Source organism: Ottowia beijingensis, from assembly GCF_042680925.1.
GTDB classification, from domain to species: domain Bacteria; phylum Pseudomonadota; class Gammaproteobacteria; order Burkholderiales; family Burkholderiaceae_C; genus Ottowia; species Ottowia beijingensis.
This window is the reverse complement of the sequence record NZ_JBHUEP010000005.1, coordinates 591,873-609,535: the sequence shown is the minus strand read 5'-3', so window position 1 is coordinate 609,535 and position 17,663 is coordinate 591,873. Positions and strand designations below refer to the sequence as shown.

Annotated in this window: 15 protein-coding genes and 1 tRNA gene; 7 read left to right on the top strand and 9 right to left on the bottom strand. The window is 68.7% G+C overall.

Going from position 1 to position 17,663, the window contains the following annotated elements; all coding sequences use genetic code 11:
- The 4 genes from ACFSCU_RS06245 to ACFSCU_RS06230 form a co-directional block, all read right to left on the bottom strand.
- The gene (locus ACFSCU_RS06245; protein ID WP_377560176.1) at positions 1–2,217 is read right to left on the bottom strand and encodes a RelA/SpoT family protein; all 2,217 of its coding nucleotides are present in this window, start codon (positions 2,215–2,217) and stop codon (positions 1–3) included.
- A complete protein-coding gene (locus ACFSCU_RS06240) occupies positions 2,214–3,131 on the bottom strand; it encodes an alpha/beta fold hydrolase (protein WP_180550954.1) in 918 nt (305 codons plus the stop codon). Before ACFSCU_RS06240 ends, ACFSCU_RS06245 begins: the two co-directional genes overlap by 4 nt.
- A gap of 305 nt (positions 3,132–3,436) precedes the next feature.
- On the bottom strand, positions 3,437–4,168 hold the full coding sequence (locus ACFSCU_RS06235) for an SIMPL domain-containing protein (RefSeq protein WP_373368306.1): 732 nt from the start codon (positions 4,166–4,168) through the stop codon (positions 3,437–3,439).
- Positions 4,169–4,291: 123 nt separating this feature from the next.
- Complete coding sequence (locus ACFSCU_RS06230) at positions 4,292–4,612, bottom strand: hypothetical protein (RefSeq protein ID WP_180550952.1); 321 nt, start codon at positions 4,610–4,612, stop codon at positions 4,292–4,294.
- Positions 4,613–4,774: 162 nt separating this feature from the next.
- Here ACFSCU_RS06230 and ompR point away from each other — a divergent pair, with 162 nt between their 5' ends.
- On the top strand, positions 4,775–5,506 hold the full coding sequence (gene ompR, locus ACFSCU_RS06225) for an osmolarity response regulator transcription factor OmpR (protein ID WP_333705885.1): 732 nt from the start codon (positions 4,775–4,777) through the stop codon (positions 5,504–5,506).
- Between the two features lie 226 nt (positions 5,507–5,732).
- Positions 5,733–7,148 (top strand): sensor histidine kinase, encoded by a 1,416-nt coding sequence (locus ACFSCU_RS06220; RefSeq protein WP_377560263.1) that lies wholly within the window; start codon positions 5,733–5,735, stop codon positions 7,146–7,148.
- 40 nt (positions 7,149–7,188) lie between these two features.
- Here ACFSCU_RS06220 and ispF read toward each other — a convergent pair whose 3' ends face one another.
- Together ispF and ispD are read right to left on the bottom strand one after the other, a co-directional pair.
- Positions 7,189–7,686, bottom strand: a complete 498-nt coding sequence (ispF, locus tag ACFSCU_RS06215; RefSeq protein WP_180550951.1) for a 2-C-methyl-D-erythritol 2,4-cyclodiphosphate synthase — start codon at positions 7,684–7,686, stop codon at positions 7,189–7,191.
- Entirely contained in the window at positions 7,683–8,393 is a 711-nt protein-coding gene (ispD, locus tag ACFSCU_RS06210) for a 2-C-methyl-D-erythritol 4-phosphate cytidylyltransferase (RefSeq protein ID WP_377560173.1), read from the bottom strand. The genes ispF and ispD overlap by 4 nt, the downstream gene beginning before the upstream one ends.
- A gap of 319 nt (positions 8,394–8,712) precedes the next feature.
- Here ispD and mfd point away from each other — a divergent pair, with 319 nt between their 5' ends.
- From mfd to serB, 4 genes are all read left to right on the top strand, one after another.
- Positions 8,713–12,261: a transcription-repair coupling factor gene (mfd, locus tag ACFSCU_RS06205; RefSeq protein WP_377560172.1), complete on the top strand. Its 3,549-nt coding sequence runs from the start codon at positions 8,713–8,715 to the stop codon at positions 12,259–12,261.
- Between the two features lie 150 nt (positions 12,262–12,411).
- Positions 12,412–12,747 carry a hypothetical protein gene (locus ACFSCU_RS06200; protein WP_377560171.1) on the top strand — a complete coding sequence of 112 codons (336 nt, stop codon included), beginning with the start codon at positions 12,412–12,414 and terminating at the stop codon, positions 12,745–12,747.
- 149 nt (positions 12,748–12,896) lie between these two features.
- Positions 12,897–13,598, top strand: a complete 702-nt coding sequence (locus ACFSCU_RS06195; protein WP_377560170.1) for a L,D-transpeptidase — start codon at positions 12,897–12,899, stop codon at positions 13,596–13,598.
- 271 nt (positions 13,599–13,869) lie between these two features.
- Positions 13,870–14,595, top strand: coding sequence for a phosphoserine phosphatase SerB (gene serB, locus ACFSCU_RS06190; RefSeq protein WP_180550949.1), 726 nt, complete (start codon positions 13,870–13,872; stop codon positions 14,593–14,595).
- Positions 14,596–14,678: 83 nt separating this feature from the next.
- Here the strand turns inward: serB and ACFSCU_RS06185 are convergent.
- From ACFSCU_RS06185 to tilS, 3 genes are all read right to left on the bottom strand, one after another.
- Positions 14,679–14,771: transfer RNA gene (locus ACFSCU_RS06185), tRNA-Ser, on the bottom strand.
- 27 nt (positions 14,772–14,798) lie between these two features.
- Positions 14,799–16,070, bottom strand: a complete 1,272-nt coding sequence (locus tag ACFSCU_RS06180) for an aspartate kinase (protein ID WP_377560169.1) — start codon at positions 16,068–16,070, stop codon at positions 14,799–14,801.
- Between the two features lie 58 nt (positions 16,071–16,128).
- Entirely contained in the window at positions 16,129–17,097 is a 969-nt protein-coding gene (tilS, locus tag ACFSCU_RS06175) for a tRNA lysidine(34) synthetase TilS (RefSeq protein WP_180551823.1), read from the bottom strand.
- A gap of 226 nt (positions 17,098–17,323) precedes the next feature.
- Between tilS and ACFSCU_RS06170 the strand changes: the two genes are divergently transcribed.
- Positions 17,324–17,620, top strand: coding sequence for a YkvA family protein (locus ACFSCU_RS06170; protein WP_180550948.1), 297 nt, complete (start codon positions 17,324–17,326; stop codon positions 17,618–17,620).
- The last annotated feature ends 43 nt before the right edge of the window (positions 17,621–17,663 follow it).

Genomic DNA, 17,663 nt, shown 5'->3' with positions numbered 1-17,663 from the left:
TCAGCGCCGGCGCGCCACGCGCACGCCGGTCACATCCTGCACCTGGCGCAGCACATGGGCCAGGCGCTGCGTGTCGCTGACTTCGACGGTGAAGGTCATCCATGCCCAGCCCTTGACGGACTGGGTCTGCACGCCGATGACGTTCATCTTCTCGCGCGCGAACAAATCCGAGATGTCGCGCAGCAGGCCCTGGCGGTCCAGCGCCTCGACCGCCACGTCGACCGGGTAGGCCGGCGAATGGCCGGTGGCGGGCGTGCTCCAGCCGACCTCGATCACGCGTTCGGGCTCGCGCGCCTGCAGTTCGCGGAAGGTGTTGCAGTCGCGCCGGTGCACGCTGACGCCGCGCCCGCGTGTGACGTAGCCCGCGATGTCGTCGGGCGGCGCGGGCTTGCAGCAGCGCGCCGGCTGCGTGAGCAGCGAATCCAGCCCCACCACCAGCACGCCGCCGCGGGCACCACCGCCGCCATCGGTGCGCGCCTTGCGCAACACCTGCTCGTCGGCATCGGGCACGGGCTCGGGGGGGCGCAGCACGGTCTCGATGGCGCGCAGCGACAGCTCGTCCTTGCCGACGGTCTCGAACAGCGCGTCGGGCGTCTTGAAGCCCAGTTCACCGGCCAGGTGATCCAGCGCAATGGCGGTGCGGCCTTCGCGCTGCAGCAGCTTCTCGACCATCTCGCGCCCGCGGGCGATGGTCTCGCGCGTCTGCTGGGCGTTGAACCAGGCGCGCACCTTCGACTTGGCGCGCGACGAGGCCAGGAAATGCAGATCGGGATTCAGCCAGTCGCGCGACGGGCCGCCCTCCTTGGCCGAGATCACCTCGACCGTCTGGCCGTTCTTCAGCGGCGTGTGCAGCGGCACCATGGCGCCGTCGACGCGCGCACCGCGGCAGCGGTGGCCCAGCTCGGTGTGCAGCGTGTATGCGAAGTCCACCGCCGTCGCGCCCGCCGGCAGTTCGACGATGGCGGCTTGCGGCGTGAGCACGTAGATGCGGTCGTCGAACAGGCCGTATTGCGGCGCCGCGCCCGAGAGGTCGCGCTCCCATGCCAGCAGCTGGCGCAGCACGGCGATCTTGGCGTCGTAATCGCTTTCGGCGCTGACGCCGACATAGCCCTTGGTGCCCGCCTCCTTGTAGGCCCAGTGCGCGGCCACGCCGTGCTCGGCGTGCTGGTGCATCTGGTGCGTGCGAATCTGGATTTCCCACGCGCGGCCATCGCCGTCGCGCACCACGGTGTGCAGCGACTGGTAGCCATTGCCCTTGGGCTTGGCGATGTAGTCGTCGAACTCCTGCGGCACCGGCATGAAGCGCTGGTGCACCCAGCCGAGCGCCCGGTAGCAGTCCTCCACCGTGGGCACCAGCACGCGCAGCGCGCGCACGTCGAACACCTGGTCGAAGTCCAGCGCCTTGCCGCGCATCTTGCGCACGATGGAACTGATGTGCTTGGGCCGCCCCGTCACGCTGGCGTCGATGCCCTGGGCGCACAGCGCCGACTCGATCTCGGCGCGGCGCTGCTCCAGCGCGGCTTCGCGCTCGACGCGCTTTTCGTCCAGCAGCGAGGCCACCATGCGGTAGGTCTCGGGCTCCTGGAAGCGGAAGATCAGGTCCTCCATCTCCCACTTGATCTGCCAGATGCCCAGGCGGTTGGCCAGCGGCGCGAACACCTCGTGCGATTCGCGCAGCAGGCTGGGTGCCGGCACCTTGCGCGCCGATGCGCACCAGCGCAGCGTCTGCAGGCGCGATGCCAGGCGCAGCAGCACCACGCGCAGGTCGCGGCTGAAGGCCAGCAGCATCTTGCGCACGAACTCGGTCTGCTGGCCGGCCAGTTCCGAATCGCCCAGTTGGTCGTGCCGGCTGGCGCGCGAGCGCTGCTGCACCCGCTCCAGCTTCGAGGTCTCGATGGCCAGCCGGGCAAAGCTGTCGCCGAAGGCCTTGCCGATCACCTCGTCCGGGCGGTTGAGCTGGCTGCTGGCGTAGCTCAGGTACACCGCGGCCTGGATGTCGTCGGAGCCGCCGATGCCGGCCAGGATGTCGGCCGTGGCATCGGCATGGGCCAGCACGTTCTCGCCCGACGAGGTGGCTTCGCCCGCCAGCAGCGGCTCGGCAAAGGCGCGGGCGCGCGCGCGCATCTCGCCGACGACGTCGCTGCCACCGCCCGTGGCCGTGACCACGTCGGCCAGCGGCTGGCGCGAGGTCTGAGATGGCAGCGCCAGCGTCTTCATGGCGCGGGCAGCAGAAAGTCGAGCACCGTCGCCACCTGATCGGCCGCCACCAGCGTGGGTGCGTGGCCCACACCGGCAAATTCGACCACGCGCGGGCGCGGGCCGCGCGCCGCCATGGCCTGCGCGGTGGCGGGTGACAGCAGGTCGGAGTCGGCGCCGCGGATCACCAGCGTCTCGGCCTGCACGCGGTCGTACAGCTGCCACAGCGCGGCTTCGCCGTCGGCCGCAGATTGCTGCGTGAGCGCGCCATACGGCACGGCGATGGCCGGGTCGTAGTGCATGCGCCAGCTGCTGCCCGGCACCGGGCGCAGCATGGGGCGCGACAGCGCCAGCCACTGCTCGTCGCTGTGCGGGCCGAAGCCGGCGGAAATCTCGCGCATGCGCGCGGCCGCCGCCTCGACGGAGTCGAAGGTGCCGGCCTTGCCCAGGTACTGGCCGATGCGCTCCAGCGCCTGCCATTCGATGACCGGGCCAACATCGTTCAGCACCAGCCGGTGCAGGGGCGCGGGCAGCGGCAGGTCGGGCATGCCGGCCAGCGTCATGCCGATCAGGCCGCCCATGCTGGTGCCCACCCAGTCGAAGGTGGCGATGGGCGCCTGCGCCTGCAGCGTGTTCAGCAGCACCAGCATGTCGCCGACGTAGGTGGGGAACTGGTAGCCCATCGGGTCCTTCAGCCAGTCGCTTTCGCCGCGGCCCACCACGTCGGGGCAGACCACGCGCAGCGCCTGCCCCTGCGCAGCGGCGCGCGCCAGCAGGGCGCGGGCCAGCACGTCGAAGTCGCGCCCCTGGCGCGACAGGCCATGCGTGCACACCACCAGGTGCGGCGCCGCCGCATCGCCCCATTGCCAGTAGGCCATGCGGTGGCCGCCGTGCGCGTCAGGACAGGCAACGTGAGCGAGGGTGGGCGGGGTCATGGGCGGCAGGAAGATGGGACGAGCCCATGGTAAAGCAAGGCGGCAATCCGATGGATCAACGAGCCGGGATCATGAAAAAAACAGGAGCTGCTTGCGCTTTGTACAAGACAGATTCAGATAGTTTTATATCTGAAACGCTTTAAAAACGCGCGCAAGCAGCTATCAATACAGAAGCAATGATGGCACTCGAACCATCAGAGGCCGTCCCGCGGAATGCCGCCAGCGCGGCCGGCCAGCCTAGTGGCAACGCGCGGCCCGATGCCTGCGCCCGCCAGCGGTGCTGCCCGGGCGGCGCCAGGGCGCGCTTACCTGGCCTGCACCGAGCCCGACACCGTGACCTGCACGATGCTCTTGCCCGGCTCCACCGGCACCGGGGCGGCCTCGGCGCTCATGGCCTGGGCCTTGGCCATACCGTACATGCGCGGCTGAAAGCCCGAGTCGTCGCTGCTGACGCTGACTTCGCGCAGCGTGTAGCCGGCGAAGCCGAAGGCCTTGGCGATCTCGGCCGCCCGGGCCTTGAAGCGCTCGATGGCCAGCGCCTGCGCCTCGCCCTCCACCCTGGCGCGCTGTTCGCGGCTGAGGCCGAAGGCGATGTTGCCGATGGTCAGGCTGCTGGCGCGCGCGGCGGCCTGCGTGATGCGTGCGAAGTCGCGCCCTTCCAGCACCAGCTCGGCCCGGCCCTGCCAGCCGCTGATCTTGCCGTCGCGGTTGTAGCGCGGGTGGATGCTGAAGTCGCCCGTGCGCACGTCCATCTGCCCCGGCTGTGCCGTGGTCTTGACCTGCGCCAGCGCGGCGTCCAGCGCCTTGCGCAGCTCGGCCTGCACGCCGGCGGCGTCGGCGCCCTCGCGCGAGGTGGTGAGCGACAGCGTGAGCAGGTCCTGCTGCACCTCGACCTGGCCCGTGGCCGAAAGCTGCAGCACGTTCTGGGGCGGGGCAATGGTCATGGCACTGATGGGGGTGGTTTGCGCGTGGGCCAGCGCGGCGCCCAGGCCAAACAACAGGCCCATCGCCACGGTGCGGGTGATGCGTGTGGTCATGCGGAATGAGGGATCGACAAGCGCCTGATCGGCGCGGGGGAGTATCTTGTCATGACTGACTCGGCACGCCTGTCAGACAAGGGCGGCAGTTGCGGCGCCTGCCCTGGCCCAGCGTGTGCAGCGTCAGCGCTGGCCGATCTGCGCGGTGGTTGGTGGCTCCAGGTCGGGCCGCATCGATGCGCGCCGGATCTGCTCGCGCAGCTGCAGGCGCTGCTCGGCGGTCAGGCGACGGTCGGGGCTGCCGGCCTCGCGCTGGCGGTGCACGGCGTCCACCGCCATCCACAGCGGGCTGCGCTGGTCGGCAGCCGACGCGGCCACGCTGGGCCGCAGTTCGGCGCGCGGGCCCATGTCGGTCGACTCGCCGCTAAGCTGCGCCAGCGCCATGGTCGGCGCCGCGCACAGCCCCAGACTCAGCCACAGAAAAGGAACGCGGTTCATGGTCATCACAACGCTCCAACGATCCCATGCCGGTACGTGTTTGTCCTTCAGATAGGCACCGCGCGGGGCAACAGATGTAACACTGTGAAAGGCACGCCGGGTAAACCCGAATTTTTTTCGGCATCAGGGCCACAATGGGTCTGTTACAAATAAGACCGAAGGGTTTGAATGAACCAGGCAACCAACCGAACCGACAAGATCGTCGTCGTCGATGACGATGCGCGCATCCGCGACCTGCTGCGCCGCTACCTGGCGCAGGAAGGCTTCGAGGTGATCGTGGCCGAGGACGCCAAGGCGCTGTCGCGCATCATGCTGCGCGACACCATCGACCTGATCGTGCTCGACCTCATGATGCCCGGCGAGGACGGCCTGTCGGTGTGCCGCCGCCTGCGCGCGGCGGGCGACAAGACGCCGATCATCATGCTCACCGCCAAGGGCGAGGACGTGGACCGCATCGTCGGCCTCGAAGTCGGTGCCGACGACTACCTGGGCAAGCCGTTCAACCCGCGCGAGCTGCTGGCGCGCATCCACGCCGTGCTGCGCCGCCGCCCCCCGCAGGAGGCGCCGGGCGCGCCGTCGGCCGAGAACGAATCCGTCACCTTCGGCCCCTTCGCCTTCGACCTCGGCGCGCGCACGCTGCACAAGAACGGCGAGGAGATTTCGCTCACCACCGGCGAATTCGCCATGCTGAAGGCGCTGGTGCGCCACCCGCGCCAGCCGCTGAGCCGCGAGAAGCTGGCGCAACTGGCACGCGGGCGCGAGTTCGAGCCCTTCGACCGCAGCCTGGACGTGCAGATCTCGCGCCTGCGCAAGCTGATCGAGGCCGACGCCGCCAGCCCGCGCTACATCCAGACCGTGTGGGGCGTGGGCTACGTGTTCGTGCCCGACGGCACGAGCTGATGCGCCACCCCCTGCGCTGCCTTTTGCGCCCCGCCGCCACGGCAGGCCGGCGGCGCAGGATCTGCTGCGCCGCGCGCAGGCTGCCGGCGCACACGCCGGCACCGGCGGCGGCGCACGGTGGCGGCTTGGCCGAGCAGCCAGCACCGCAGCCATGAGCGCGGTGGTGCAGCCGCCGGGCGCCGACGTGGCCGCGCCCAGCACGCGGCCCGACCTGCTGACCGACTCCATGAACGCGCCGCTGGAGGTGGAGCGCGAGGCACGCCCACCCATCGGCCTGAGCCTGTTCTGGCGCACCTTCTTCATGCTGGCGCTGCTGCTGCTGGGCAGCTCGGTCGGCTGGTACCAGATGTTCCGCACGCTCGAGTACGAGCCGCGCGTGATCGACAACGCACGCCAGATCGCGTCGCTCGTCAACCTGTCGCGCGCCGCGCTGATCCACTCCGACGCCATCGCCCGCGTCTCACTCATCAAGACGCTGGCCGAGCAGGAGAAGGTGCGCATCCTGCCGCGCGAGCCGGGTGACCGCTTCGACCTGTTCAACCAGACCGAGCTGGAACGCCGCATGAGCGCCGAGATCATGGCCCGCCTGGGCCCCGGCACCGTGGTGGCCAGCCGTGTGAACGACGAGGCGGGGCTGTGGGTGGGGTTCCAGATCGAGGGCGACTCGTACTGGCTGCTGACCGACCGCTCGCGCGTGGGCGCGCTGCTGGGCGGCAGCGCGTGGCTGCTGTGGCTGGCCATGCTGGGCATGGTGTCGCTGATCGGCGCGGCGCTGCTGGCGCGCTTCATCAACCGGCCGCTGCGGCAGCTGTCGATTGCCGCCGCGCGCGTGCGCGGGGGCGACTATCTGCAGGGCCGGCTGGACGAGAACGCGCGCTCGGCCGAGATCCGCGAGGTCAATGTCGGCTTCAACCGCATGGCCGACCAGCTGTCGAAGATCGAGCAGGACCGCGCCGAGATGCTGGCCGGCATCTCGCACGACCTGCGCACGCCGCTGGCGCGCCTGCGGCTGGAAACCGAGATGAGCGTGCCCGACGCCGAGGCGCGCGACCACATGGTGGCCGACATCGAGCAGGTCGACACCATCATCGACAAGTTCCTCGACTACGCCCGGCCCGACCACGTGACGCTGCAGGCGCTGCCGCTGGCCGAGCTGGCCGATGCCGCCGCGGCGCCCTTCACCCTGCGCGACGACATGCAGGTGCAGATCGACATCCCGCCCGAGTTGCGCGTGATGGGCGACGACGTGGAGCTGTCGCGCGTGCTGGGCAACCTGCTGGAGAACGCGCGCCGCTACGGCAAGACGCCCGGCACCGGCGTCACGCGCGTGCGCATCGCCGCCACCGTGCGCGACCAGTGGGTCACGCTGCGCGTGCGCGACCACGGCCCCGGCGTGGCGCCCGACGTGCTGCCCAGCCTGACGCGCCCGTTCTTCCGCGGCGACAGCGCCCGCACCGCCGCCACCGGCGCCGGCCTGGGGCTGGCCATCGTCGCCAAGATGGTGCAGAACATGGGCGGCTCGCTGGACCTGAGCAACAGCCCCAGCGGCGGCCTGATGGCGGTCATCCGCCTGCAGCAGGCGCCCGAGCAGCGCGGCGGCTCGTCGCTGCTGAAGAAGCGGCGCACTGGCGGCACCTCATAGTCAAAACAGGCTCCAGCGCCCGTCCAGTGGGCGTGAGCAGCTACCGAAACAATAGTATCGTGGCACGCGCCTCGATCGCCGCGCCCTGCCCCACCGTGCCCAGGCGCTCGGCCGTCTTGGCCTTCACGTTGACCTGCGGCGCGGCCACCTCCAGGACCTCGGCAATGCGCGCCACCATGGCGGGGATGTGCGCCGCCAGGCGCGGCGCCTGCGCCACCACGGTGCTGTCCACGTTGCCGATGCGCCAGCCGGCGGCACGCACGCGGCGCGCCGCCTCGGCCAGCAACGCGGCCGAATCGGCGCCCTTGAAGCGTGCGTCCGTGTCCGGAAAATGCCGGCCGATGTCGCCCAGCCCGGCCGCGCCCAGCAGCGCGTCGGTGATGGCATGCAGCAGCACATCGGCGTCGGAGTGGCCCAGCAGGCCGTGCGTGTGGGGCACGCGCACGCCGCCGATCATGAGCGGCCGCCCGGGCACCAGGGCGTGCACGTCCCAGCCTTCGCCGATGCGGAACGGGGGCGCGTCTTGAATCGGGTTCATGCGATTCGGCTCCTCAGCACGGCCTCGGCCAGCGCAAAGTCCTCGGGATAGGTGACCTTGAAGTTCTGGGCGCTGCCCGGCACCAGCAGCGGCGCCAGGCCGGCCAGTTCGATGGCGCTGGCCTCGTCGGTGATGCCGGCGAAGCCACCCGCCGCGTGCGCCGCCAGGGCGTCGCGCAGCAGGCCGATGCGGAACATCTGCGGCGTCTGGGCCAGCCATTTGTGCGCGCGGTCGATGGTGGCGTCGACGCGCCCGTCGGCGCCCGCGTGCTTCAGCGTATCGGGCAGCGGCAGCGCCAGCAGGCCACCCACGGCATCGGGCAGGCAGGCGTCGATCAGGGCGTCGATCTGCGCCGGCGCGATGAGGCAGCGCGCCGCGTCGTGCACCAGCACCCAGTCGGTGGGCCGCGCGCCCTCGGCCAGCAGGCGCTGCAGACCATTGAAAACGCTCTCGGCGCGCGTGGCGCCGCCGCAGTTTGCTACCAAGATCGAAGTGCTCTGCGGCTGTAGAAAGCCGTCGCCCGGCGCCACCACCACCAGCACGCGGGCGATGCGCGGCACCCCCGCGAACGCCGCCAGCGTGTGCTGCACCATCGGCCGCCCGGCGACCGGCTGGTATTGCTTGGGCTGCGCCGTGCCGGCGCGCGAGCCCGTGCCGGCGCAGGGCAGCAGGGCAAAACAACGTGCGGTGGAGGAATCGGCAGGCATGAGCGCCGCATTGTAGTGACACCGCCGCACACACTACACTTTCAATAGCTTGCCGCGCTTGCTGGGCGGCGGATGAAGCCATGTTTCTTCATGAATCAACGTGGCGCGGCAGGGCCCGCAGGCACACCGGCGCCGGCGATGACCGTCGCCTCGGCGCCATCACGGTCGAAACTATTATTTCGATAGCTTCTCGCGCTTTCCACACAAGCGCTGGCGGCCAAAATCATTCGAAAATCCCGTCGGCATAAAATCGTGCCCGCACCCCCGCCCAGCCCGGCCGGGGGTTTTTGTCGTTTCCGCCGTCCCCATCTGCCTGCCCATGGACCTGCCCAAGCTCATTCCCGGCAAACGCCACGCCATGCCGCGCCCGCCCGGCTCGGCCGATGCTCTGCTGCTGGCACAACTTGCGCGGCGCGAAGCCGGCCACAAGAAGTTGACCGCCGTCGTCACCGCCGACGCGAGCGATGCGCTGCGGCTGCTGAACGAGCTGGCCTTCTTCGCGCCCGACCTGCGCAGCGTGCTGTTCCCCGACTGGGAGACGCTGCCTTACGACAGCTTCAGCCCGCACCAGGACCTGATCAGCGAGCGCCTGGCCACGCTGTGGGCCATTCGCCAGCAACAGGCCGACCTGGTGGTGATGCCCGCCACCACCGCGCTGTATCGCCTCGCGCCGCCCAGCTTCCTGGCCGGCACCACCTTCCACTTCAAGCAGGGGCAGAAGCTGGATGAGGCGGCGTTGAAGTCGCAGCTCACCCTGGCCGGCTACACGCACGTGACGCAGGTGGTGAGCCCCGGCGAATACGCGGTGCGCGGCGGGCTGATCGACCTGTTCCCGATGGGCAGCCCGCAGCCCTTTCGCGTCGATCTGTTCGACGACGAGATCGACTCGATCCGCGCCTTCGACCCCGACACCCAGCGCAGCCTGTACCCCGTGCCCGAGGTGCGCCTGCTGCCCGGGCGCGAGTTTCCGACGCATGAAGAGGCGCGCGCCAAGTTCCGCAGCCGCTGGCGCGAACTGCTGGAGGGCGACCCGACGCGCAGCCGCATCTACAAGGACATGGGCAACGGCGTGGCCACCGCGGGCATCGAGTACTACCTGCCGCTGTTCTTCGACGACACGGTGACGGTGCTTGATTACCTGGGCGCCGACGCCACGCTGGTGCTGCACGGCGACCTGGAAGCCGCCTTCAGCCAGTTCACGCAGGACACGCGCGAGCGCTACCGCCTGGCGCAGGGCGACCCAGAGCGCCCGGTGCTGCCGCCCGAGGCGCTGTTCCTGAGCGCCGAGGATTTTTACCTGGGCGCCAAGGCGCACGCGCAGCTGGCGCTGCGCCCGGCTTCACTCCCTCTCCCCTCTGGGGAGAGGGCTGGGGTGAGGGGCGCGGCGTCTGATGGAGGCGCCGCCAGCCTTCCCCCAGAGAGAGAGGGAGCCAACCCCGACTTCGCCGAATTCGACTGCCTGCCCGATCTGACCGTGGTACGCGGCGCCGACGACCCGCTGGCGCGGCTGCAGGCCCACATCGCCGGCACCGCGCAGCGCGTGCTGGTGCTGGCCGAAAGCGCGGGCCGGCGCGAGAGCCTGCTCGACTTTCTGCGCGCCAGCGGCCTGAACCCGCCCGCCTTCGATTCGCTGGCCGAGTTCCAGCAAAGCGCCGATGAGCCCACCGGGATCGCCACCGCCGCGCTCATGCAGGGCTTCGCCTGGCTCGAAGGCGGCATCGACTTCGTCACCGAGACCGAGCTGTTCGCCGCCGGCCCCACCACGCGCAAGCGCCGCAAGCAGGAGCAGGTCAGCGACGTCGATGCCCTGATCAAGGACCTGAGCGAGCTGAGCCTGGGCGACCCGGTGGTGCACGCGCAGCACGGCATCGGGCGCTACCGCGGGCTGGTGAACATGGACCTGGGCGCCCGCAACGCCGACGGCACACCCGCGCTGCAGGAGATGCTGCACCTGGAATACGCCGGCGCCGCCACGCTGTACGTGCCGGTATCGCAACTGCACCTGATCGGCCGCTACACCGGCGTGAGTGCCGACGAGGCACCGCTGCACAAGCTGGGCAGCGGCCAGTGGGAAAAAGCCAAGCGCAAGGCGGCCGAGCAGGTGCGCGATGCGGCCGCCGAGCTGCTCAACATCTACGCCCGCCGCGCCGCGCGCGAGGGCCATGCCTTCCGCTACAGCCCGAACGACTACGAGCAGTTCGCGGCCGACTTCGGCTTCGAGGAAACCGCCGACCAGAAGGCCGCCATCCACGCCGTGGTGCAGGACATGATCAGCCCGCAGCCCATGGACCGCCTGGTGTGCGGCGACGTCGGCTTCGGCAAGACCGAGGTGGCGCTGCGTGCGGCCTTTGTGGCGGTGACGGGCGGCAAGCAGGTGGCCTTCCTCGCGCCCACCACGCTGCTGGCCGAGCAGCATTACCTGACGCTGGCGGATCGCTTTGCCAAGTGGCCGGTGAAGGTGGCGGGCATGAGCCGCTTCAACTCGGCCAAGGAAGTCAACGCCACGCTGAAAGGGCTGGCCGATGGCAGCGTAGACATCGTCGTCGGCACGCACAAGCTGCTGAGCGAGAAGACGCAATTCAAGAACCTGGGCCTGCTCATCATCGACGAGGAGCACCGCTTCGGCGTGCGCCACAAGGAACAGATGAAGCAGTTCCGCGCCGAAGTGGACGTGCTCACGCTGACCGCCACGCCGATCCCCCGCACCATGGGCATGGCGCTGGAGGGCCTGCGGGACTTGAGCGTGATCGCCACCGCGCCGCAGCGCCGCCTGGCCATCAAGACCTTCGTGCGCAATGAGGGCACGGGCGTGATCCGCGAAGCCGTGCTGCGCGAGCTGAAGCGCGGCGGGCAGGTCTACTTCCTGCACAACGAGGTCGAGACGATCGAGAACCGCCGCCAGGCGCTGGAAAAAATCCTGCCCGAGGCGCGCATCGCCATCGCCCACGGCCAGATGCCCGAGCGCGAACTGGAGCGCGTGATGCGCGACTTCGTCGCCCAGCGCCACAACCTGCTGCTGTGCTCGACCATCATCGAGACCGGCATCGACGTGCCCACGGCCAACACCATCGTCATCGCCCGCGCCGACAAGTTCGGCCTGGCGCAGCTGCACCAGTTGCGCGGGCGCGTGGGCCGCAGCCACCACCAAGCCTATGCGTATCTGATGGTGCCCGAAATCGAAAGCCTGACCAAGCAGGCCGCGCAGCGCCTCGACGCCATTCAGCAGATGGAAGAGCTGGGCAGCGGCTTCTACCTGGCCATGCACGACCTGGAGATTCGCGGCGCCGGCGAGGTGCTGGGCGAGAACCAGAGCGGCAACATGATGGAGATCGGCTTTCAGCTCTACAACGAGATGCTGGCCGAGGCGGTGCGCAGCTTGAAGGCCGGCAAGGAGCCCGACCTGCTGGCACCCATGCAGGCGGTGACCGAGATCAACCTGCACGCCCCCGCCCTGCTGCCCAACGACTACTGTGGCGACGTGCACCTGCGCCTGTCGTTCTACAAGAAGCTCGCCACGGCCAAGACCAACGACCAGATCGACGCGCTGCTCGAGGAGATCGTCGACCGCTTCGGCAAGCTTCCCGCCCAGGCACAGACGCTGATCGATGTGCACCGCCTGCGCGTGCTGTCGGCACCCTACGGCGTGCAGAAGGTGGACGCGGCGCCGGGCGTGATCAACATCGCCTTCCGCCCCAACCCACCGATCGACCCCATGGCCATCATCCAGATGATCCAGAAGAACAAGCACATCAAGCTGGCCGGCAACGACAAGCTGCGCGTGGAAAAGGCGCTGCCCGAGGCGGCGGCACGTGCCCAGATGGTGCGCGACGTGCTGCGCGGCTTGCGCCTGGCAGCCGCGCCCGCCTGACTGGCGGCGCGGAAAGCGTCCTACAGCCCAAGAAGCTTCATTTGCACAGCCCGCGACCAGGGTGGCGCCTAGAGTCCAACTCAGGCTTTGCGTCAGCGAGATGTACCCGGCGATTCGCAGGCCCTTTTCCATACCTTCAAGGAGTGACAAATGACAAGACTGAAGTCAGTGGCCCTGTTCGCCGTGGCAGCCGCCCTGAGCAGCCCCGTGCTCGCCCAGGACGACCCCAACCAGAGCGCAGTCAACAGCGACACCTCGTTCCCCAATTCGCCCTACAAGGTCGAGAAGGGTTTCCCCGACGCCGGCGAGTTCAACCCCACCGGCCGTTACGTGCCGCCCCCGCCGCCCGTCGCCGTGGTGCCGCCGCCCCCGCCGCCTGTGGCACCGCCTCCGCCGCCCCCGCCGGCCGTGGCGCCCCCGCCTCCGCCGCCCCCAGCGCCGCCGCCTCCCCCACCGCCGCCTCCGCCCCGTGCGGACCGCGGTTGATCAACGCACGGTTGATCTGCAACCAAGCCTCGGCCCGCCGGGGCTTTTTCGTCATCTTTACCCGGTCTGAAGACCCACGCATGAACGCTGCGGGCGTTTAGGCCGTATAAAGATCCCTGTGGTGAACGCAGTAGTCTTTCCCTATGCCGATGTTTGACCGTCTTTCCATCCATGCCAGCCGCTCGCTGGCCACCGCAATGGGCGCTGCCTTGTGTGCGCTGGCGCTGCAGGCACAGGCGTCCACCCCGTCCGGCATGGTGCCGCCCGCGTCCGAGACGTCTGGCACGGTGCAACAGTTCGCACAGGACGTGGTTCGCTCGGCCGATGCCGAGGGTCGCACCTTCGGCGTCATCGACAAACCCTCGGCCACGCTGTGGATCTTCGACGCGCAGGGTCGCCCGGTGGCCAGTTCGCCGGTGCTGGTCGGCCAGGCCGTGGGCGACGTGGCGCCGCCCGACATCGGCATGCGCCCGCTGTCCAAGGTCAAGCTGCACGAGAAAGTGACCAACGCCGGCCGCTTCGTCACCGAAGCCGGCAGCAATCACAAGGGCGAAGACATCGTGTGGCTGGACTACAACGCCGCCCTGTCGATGCACCGCGTGCGCAACGTGCCAGGTGAAAGCCGCACCAAGCGCCTGCAAACACCCACGGTGGCCGACAACCGCATTTCTTTCGGCTGCGTCAACATCCCGGCCAGCTTCTACGACCGCTACATCGACCCCCTGTTCAGTCGCTCAAGGGGGGTGGTCTACGTATTGCCGGAAACCAAACCCATCGCCAGCCTGTTCCCGTTTGCCGATGGCAGCGTGCCTGCGCAGGCTGTGGCACAGCAAATCCCCGCCGCACGCTGAGCGATTGGCTCAGGCAAACTTCTGATGCGGCCGGCGGTGCTTGGTCGTCTCGCATCATTCCCTCGTGCATTCAACGGGCTATCGATGAACGGTGGCACGCTGTTGAAATGCCGTGCGTGCCTCTATTGGTTGATGAGCAGCCACCTGCGCATGGCCGCCATGGGGCCCGCACCGCGCGTCATGCCGCAGGCCGATTGGGGCTCCACGATAATGATGTTTTCGGCCGCTGACCGCCGAACCACCGGCGCGAACAGCTATCAATCTGCAAGCAATGAACCCGACCTCTCCATCAGAAATCAGACCCGGCCTCACGGTGCGTGGCTTCACGCCCCCACTTCATCTGCATGACTTCAAGCTGATCGCCTTCGACATGGACTCGACGCTGATCAACATCGAGTGCGTGGACGAGATCGCCGACGCCGCGGGCCGCAAAGCAGAGGTCGCGGCCATCACCGAAGCCGCCATGCGCGGTGAAATCACCGACTACAAGGAAAGCCTGCGTCAGCGTGTGGCGTTGCTGAAGGGCGTGACGGTGGCGCACATGCAGCAGGTCTACGACCAGCGCCTGCAACTCAACCCCGGCGCTGCCGAACTCGTCGCCGCCTGCCAGGCCGCTGGGTTGAAAACGCTCCTGGTGTCGGGTGGTTTCACGTTCTTCACCGACCGCATCCGCGACCGGCTGGGGCTGGACTTCACGCGCTCCAACGTCCTGGACGTGCAGGACGGCGTCCTCACCGGCCGCATGGTCGACCAGCCCTGGGGCGACATCTGTGACGGCGCCGAGAAGCGCCGCATGCTGCTCGAAACCTGCGCGCAACTGGGCATCGAGCCACGCCAGGCCATCGCCATGGGCGACGGCGCCAACGACTTGCCGATGATGGGCGCCGCGGGCCTGTCCGTCGCCTACCACGCCAAACCAGCCGTGCGTGCCCAGGCCATGGTCGCCATCGACAGCGGCGGGCTCGACCGCCTGCTGGAGGTTGTTCAGGCTGATTGAGCGCTTCGCGCAGTGCTGCTTTGAGCAGCGCGAGGAAACAAAAAAAAGCGACCAGCAAGGTCGCTTTTTTGTTTCTGGGTTTCTGGCGGAAACGGAGGGATTCGAACCCTCGATGAGGCTCTACACCCCATACTCCCTTAGCAGGGGAGCACCTTCGGCCACTCGGTCACGTTTCCAGCGCGAAGCCCGCATTATAGCCACCATCAGGCGGCGGCAGGCTGGTCCAGGTCGAACGCGCGGTGCAGGGCGCGAACGGCCAGTTCCATATATTTCTCGTCGATCACAACGGACGTCTTGATCTCGCTGGTGGAGATCATGATGATGTTGATGCCCTCCTCGCTCAGCACCCGGAACATCTTGCTGGCCACACCCACGTGGCTGCGCATGCCGATGCCGACGATGCTGACCTTGCAGATCTTCGGGTCGCCGATCACGTCGGCGGCGCCCAGCGCGGGCACGATCTTGTCCTTCAGCAGGTCGATCGTCTTCGTGTAGTCGTTGCGGTTGACGGTGAAGCTGAAGTCGGTCTTGCCGTCCTTGCTGACGTTCTGGATGATGACGTCGACCTCGATGTTGGCGTCGGCCACGGCGCCCAGAATCTGGTAGGCGATGCCCGGCTTGTCGGGCACGCCGAGCACGGAGATCTTGGCTTCGTCGCGGTTGAAGGCGATGCCGGAAACGACGGCGTGTTCCATTTGTTGGTCTTCCTCGAAAGTGATCAGGGTGCCGGAGTTGGCCTCTTCGGTCAGGTCGATGTCCCAGGGCGTGAAGCTGGAGAGCACGCGCATGGGCACCTTGTACTTGCCGGCGAATTCGACCGAGCGGATCTGCAGCACCTTGCTGCCCAGGCTGGCCATCTCCAGCATTTCCTCGAAGCTGATGGAGGCCAGGCGGCGTGCCTCGGGCACGATGCGCGGGTCGGTGGTGTAGACGCCATCCACGTCGGTGAAAATGAGTGCCTCGTCGGCCTTGAGCGCGGCCGCCACGGCCACGGCCGAGGTGTCGCTGCCGCCACGGCCGAGCGTGGTGATGTTGCCGCCTTCGTCGACGCCCTGGAAGCCGGTGATGATGACCACTTTGCCCGCATTCAGGTCGGCACGCACGCGCACATCGTCGATGCTGTCGATGCGCGCCTTGGTGTAGGCGTTGCTGGTCTTGATGGGCACCTGCCAGCCGGCGTAGCTGACGGCGGGCATGCCCTCGGCCTGCAGCGCGATGGCCAGCAGGGCGGACGAGGCCTGCTCACCCGTGGCGGCCAGCATGTCCTGCTCGCGGAAGTAATCCTGGGTCAGCTTGCCGGGCGCCAGCTCCTTGGCCAGGGCGAGCAGCCGGTTGGTTTCGCCGCTCATGGCGCTGGGCACTACCACCACCTGGTGGCCGGCGCGCGCCCACTTGGCCACGCGCTTGGCAACCTGCGCGATGCGCTCGGTCGAGCCCATCGACGTGCCGCCGTATTTCTGAACGATCAATGCCATGACTGTGTTTTTCTCAAGCGCCGCGGCACCAAGGCTGGGCTGCGGCCAACTGCGCATTTTAGCCGCGGTGGGCGGGGCTTTCCTGACTGTCGGACCAGGCCAGAACCTCACCCTGGCGCTGCAGCCAGCCGGCGCCGATTTTCAGCGAGATGCGGTGCCCGCGCGTGGTACAGGCGGCGATCTGTGCCAGCAGTTCCGTCATCTGCGCCGTGCTGGCCGCTGCCCCCTGCTGCGCCAGCCAGTGGCGCAACAGGTTGGTCTGCCGTGCGGGCGACAGGGTCTGCAGGGCGGCAATGTGCGGCGGCAGGCCCACCAGCGCGAGATCCTGCGCCGCCAGCTCCTGCAGCAGGGCCTGCGCCTGCGCGGCGTGCGCGGCGCTGCGGGCGAAGGTGGCGCGAAACTGCGGAAAGGCGGCCTCCAGCGCCGGCAACAGCCGGGCGCGGATGCGGTTGCGGGTAAAGCGCTCGTCGGTGTTGGAAGGGTCTTCCACCCAGCGCTCGCCCAGCCCGCGCAACCAGTCGCGGATCAACGGCCCCGGCACGTCCAGCAGCGGCCGCCAGAACACCACATCGCCCCGCTGCCAGCGGCGGGGCATGGCGGCCAGGCCCGCCAACCCGGCACCGCGCGACAGCGCCAGCAGCACGGTTTCCGCCTGGTCGTCGGCATGTTGCGCGATTACTACTGTTTTAATAGCTGCCCGCGCTTGCTGGGTAAGCGCCAGGGCATCAAAAGCCTTGTAGCGCGCACGGCGGGCCGCATCTTCGGGGCTGTCGCCGGCAGCGGCCTGCGCATCGACGCGCCGCACCTGCAGCGGCACACCGAGGCGCTGGCACAGTTGCACGCAATGCCGCTCGAAGTCGTCCGCCGCCGCCTGCAGGCCGTGGTGGATATGCCAGGCATGCACCTGACCGGGCCAGCGCTGCGCGCATGCCAGCAGCAGCGCCGTCGAATCCGCACCGCCGCTGAACGCCACCGCCAGCGGCAGCGCCGGCGCGCTGGCAGCAAACGCGGCCATCGCGCGTTCCATCGCCTCGGCGGCGCGGCTGGCCGATGGTGACGGGGGTGATGATCGGGACTCCATGGGCGCGGCTTCGGAACGGCCGCATGTTAAGGCCGGGGCTGTACACCCGCCCCCGGCCGTGAGAAAACGCACACATCGCGGCAGACGACTCTTGTCATCCCCCTGCCCGTCCCAACGTTATGTGGTCTGAAGGCCGCGCCGCGGCCCGCTGAACTGACCGGAGGTGTGACCGATGTGGAAACTGGGCCGAATCGTCGCGATGTTCCGCAAGGAGCTGTTGCTGGCCTGGGCCGTGCTGCGCGACCCGCGCACGCCCAACGCGGCCAAGCTGACCACCGTGCTCGCCATCCTGTACGTGATCAGCCCGGTCGATCTGGTGTCGGATTTCATCCCCATCCTCGGCTGGGTGGACGATGGCCTGATCGCCTACTTCCTGCTGCAACTGGCGTTCAAGTTCCTGCCGCCCGATCTGCTGGCCGCGCTGCGCAGCAAGATCGACGCGCGGGCACGCCGCACGGTTCAACCTTGATGGATGGCGCAACACCATGAAACAAGGGGCCCGCAGGCCCCTT

Excerpts from the sequence above, each read along its gene's own strand:
- ompR (WP_333705885.1), top strand. The coding sequence starts at position 4,775 with ATGAACCAGGCAACCAACCGAACCGACAAGATCGTCGTCGTCGATGAC.
- ispD (WP_377560173.1), bottom strand. The coding sequence starts at position 8,393 with ATGCCTGCCGATTCCTCCACCGCACGTTGTTTTGCCCTGCTGCCCTGC.
- ispF (WP_180550951.1), bottom strand. The coding sequence starts at position 7,686 with ATGAACCCGATTCAAGACGCGCCCCCGTTCCGCATCGGCGAAGGCTGG.
- ACFSCU_RS06230 (WP_180550952.1), bottom strand. The coding sequence starts at position 4,612 with ATGACCATGAACCGCGTTCCTTTTCTGTGGCTGAGTCTGGGGCTGTGC.
- tilS (WP_180551823.1), bottom strand. The coding sequence starts at position 17,097 with ATGGAACGCGCGATGGCCGCGTTTGCTGCCAGCGCGCCGGCGCTGCCG.
- ACFSCU_RS06220 (WP_377560263.1), top strand. The coding sequence starts at position 5,733 with ATGAACGCGCCGCTGGAGGTGGAGCGCGAGGCACGCCCACCCATCGGC.
- ACFSCU_RS06240 (WP_180550954.1), bottom strand. The coding sequence starts at position 3,131 with ATGACCCCGCCCACCCTCGCTCACGTTGCCTGTCCTGACGCGCACGGC.
- ACFSCU_RS06200 (WP_377560171.1), top strand. The coding sequence starts at position 12,412 with ATGACAAGACTGAAGTCAGTGGCCCTGTTCGCCGTGGCAGCCGCCCTG.
- mfd (WP_377560172.1), top strand. The coding sequence starts at position 8,713 with ATGGACCTGCCCAAGCTCATTCCCGGCAAACGCCACGCCATGCCGCGC.
- ACFSCU_RS06170 (WP_180550948.1), top strand. The coding sequence starts at position 17,324 with ATGTGGAAACTGGGCCGAATCGTCGCGATGTTCCGCAAGGAGCTGTTG.
- ACFSCU_RS06195 (WP_377560170.1), top strand. The coding sequence starts at position 12,897 with ATGTTTGACCGTCTTTCCATCCATGCCAGCCGCTCGCTGGCCACCGCA.
- serB (WP_180550949.1), top strand. The coding sequence starts at position 13,870 with ATGAACCCGACCTCTCCATCAGAAATCAGACCCGGCCTCACGGTGCGT.
- ACFSCU_RS06245 (WP_377560176.1), bottom strand. The coding sequence starts at position 2,217 with ATGAAGACGCTGGCGCTGCCATCTCAGACCTCGCGCCAGCCGCTGGCC.
- ACFSCU_RS06235 (WP_373368306.1), bottom strand. The coding sequence starts at position 4,168 with ATGACCACACGCATCACCCGCACCGTGGCGATGGGCCTGTTGTTTGGC.
- ACFSCU_RS06180 (WP_377560169.1), bottom strand. The coding sequence starts at position 16,070 with ATGGCATTGATCGTTCAGAAATACGGCGGCACGTCGATGGGCTCGACC.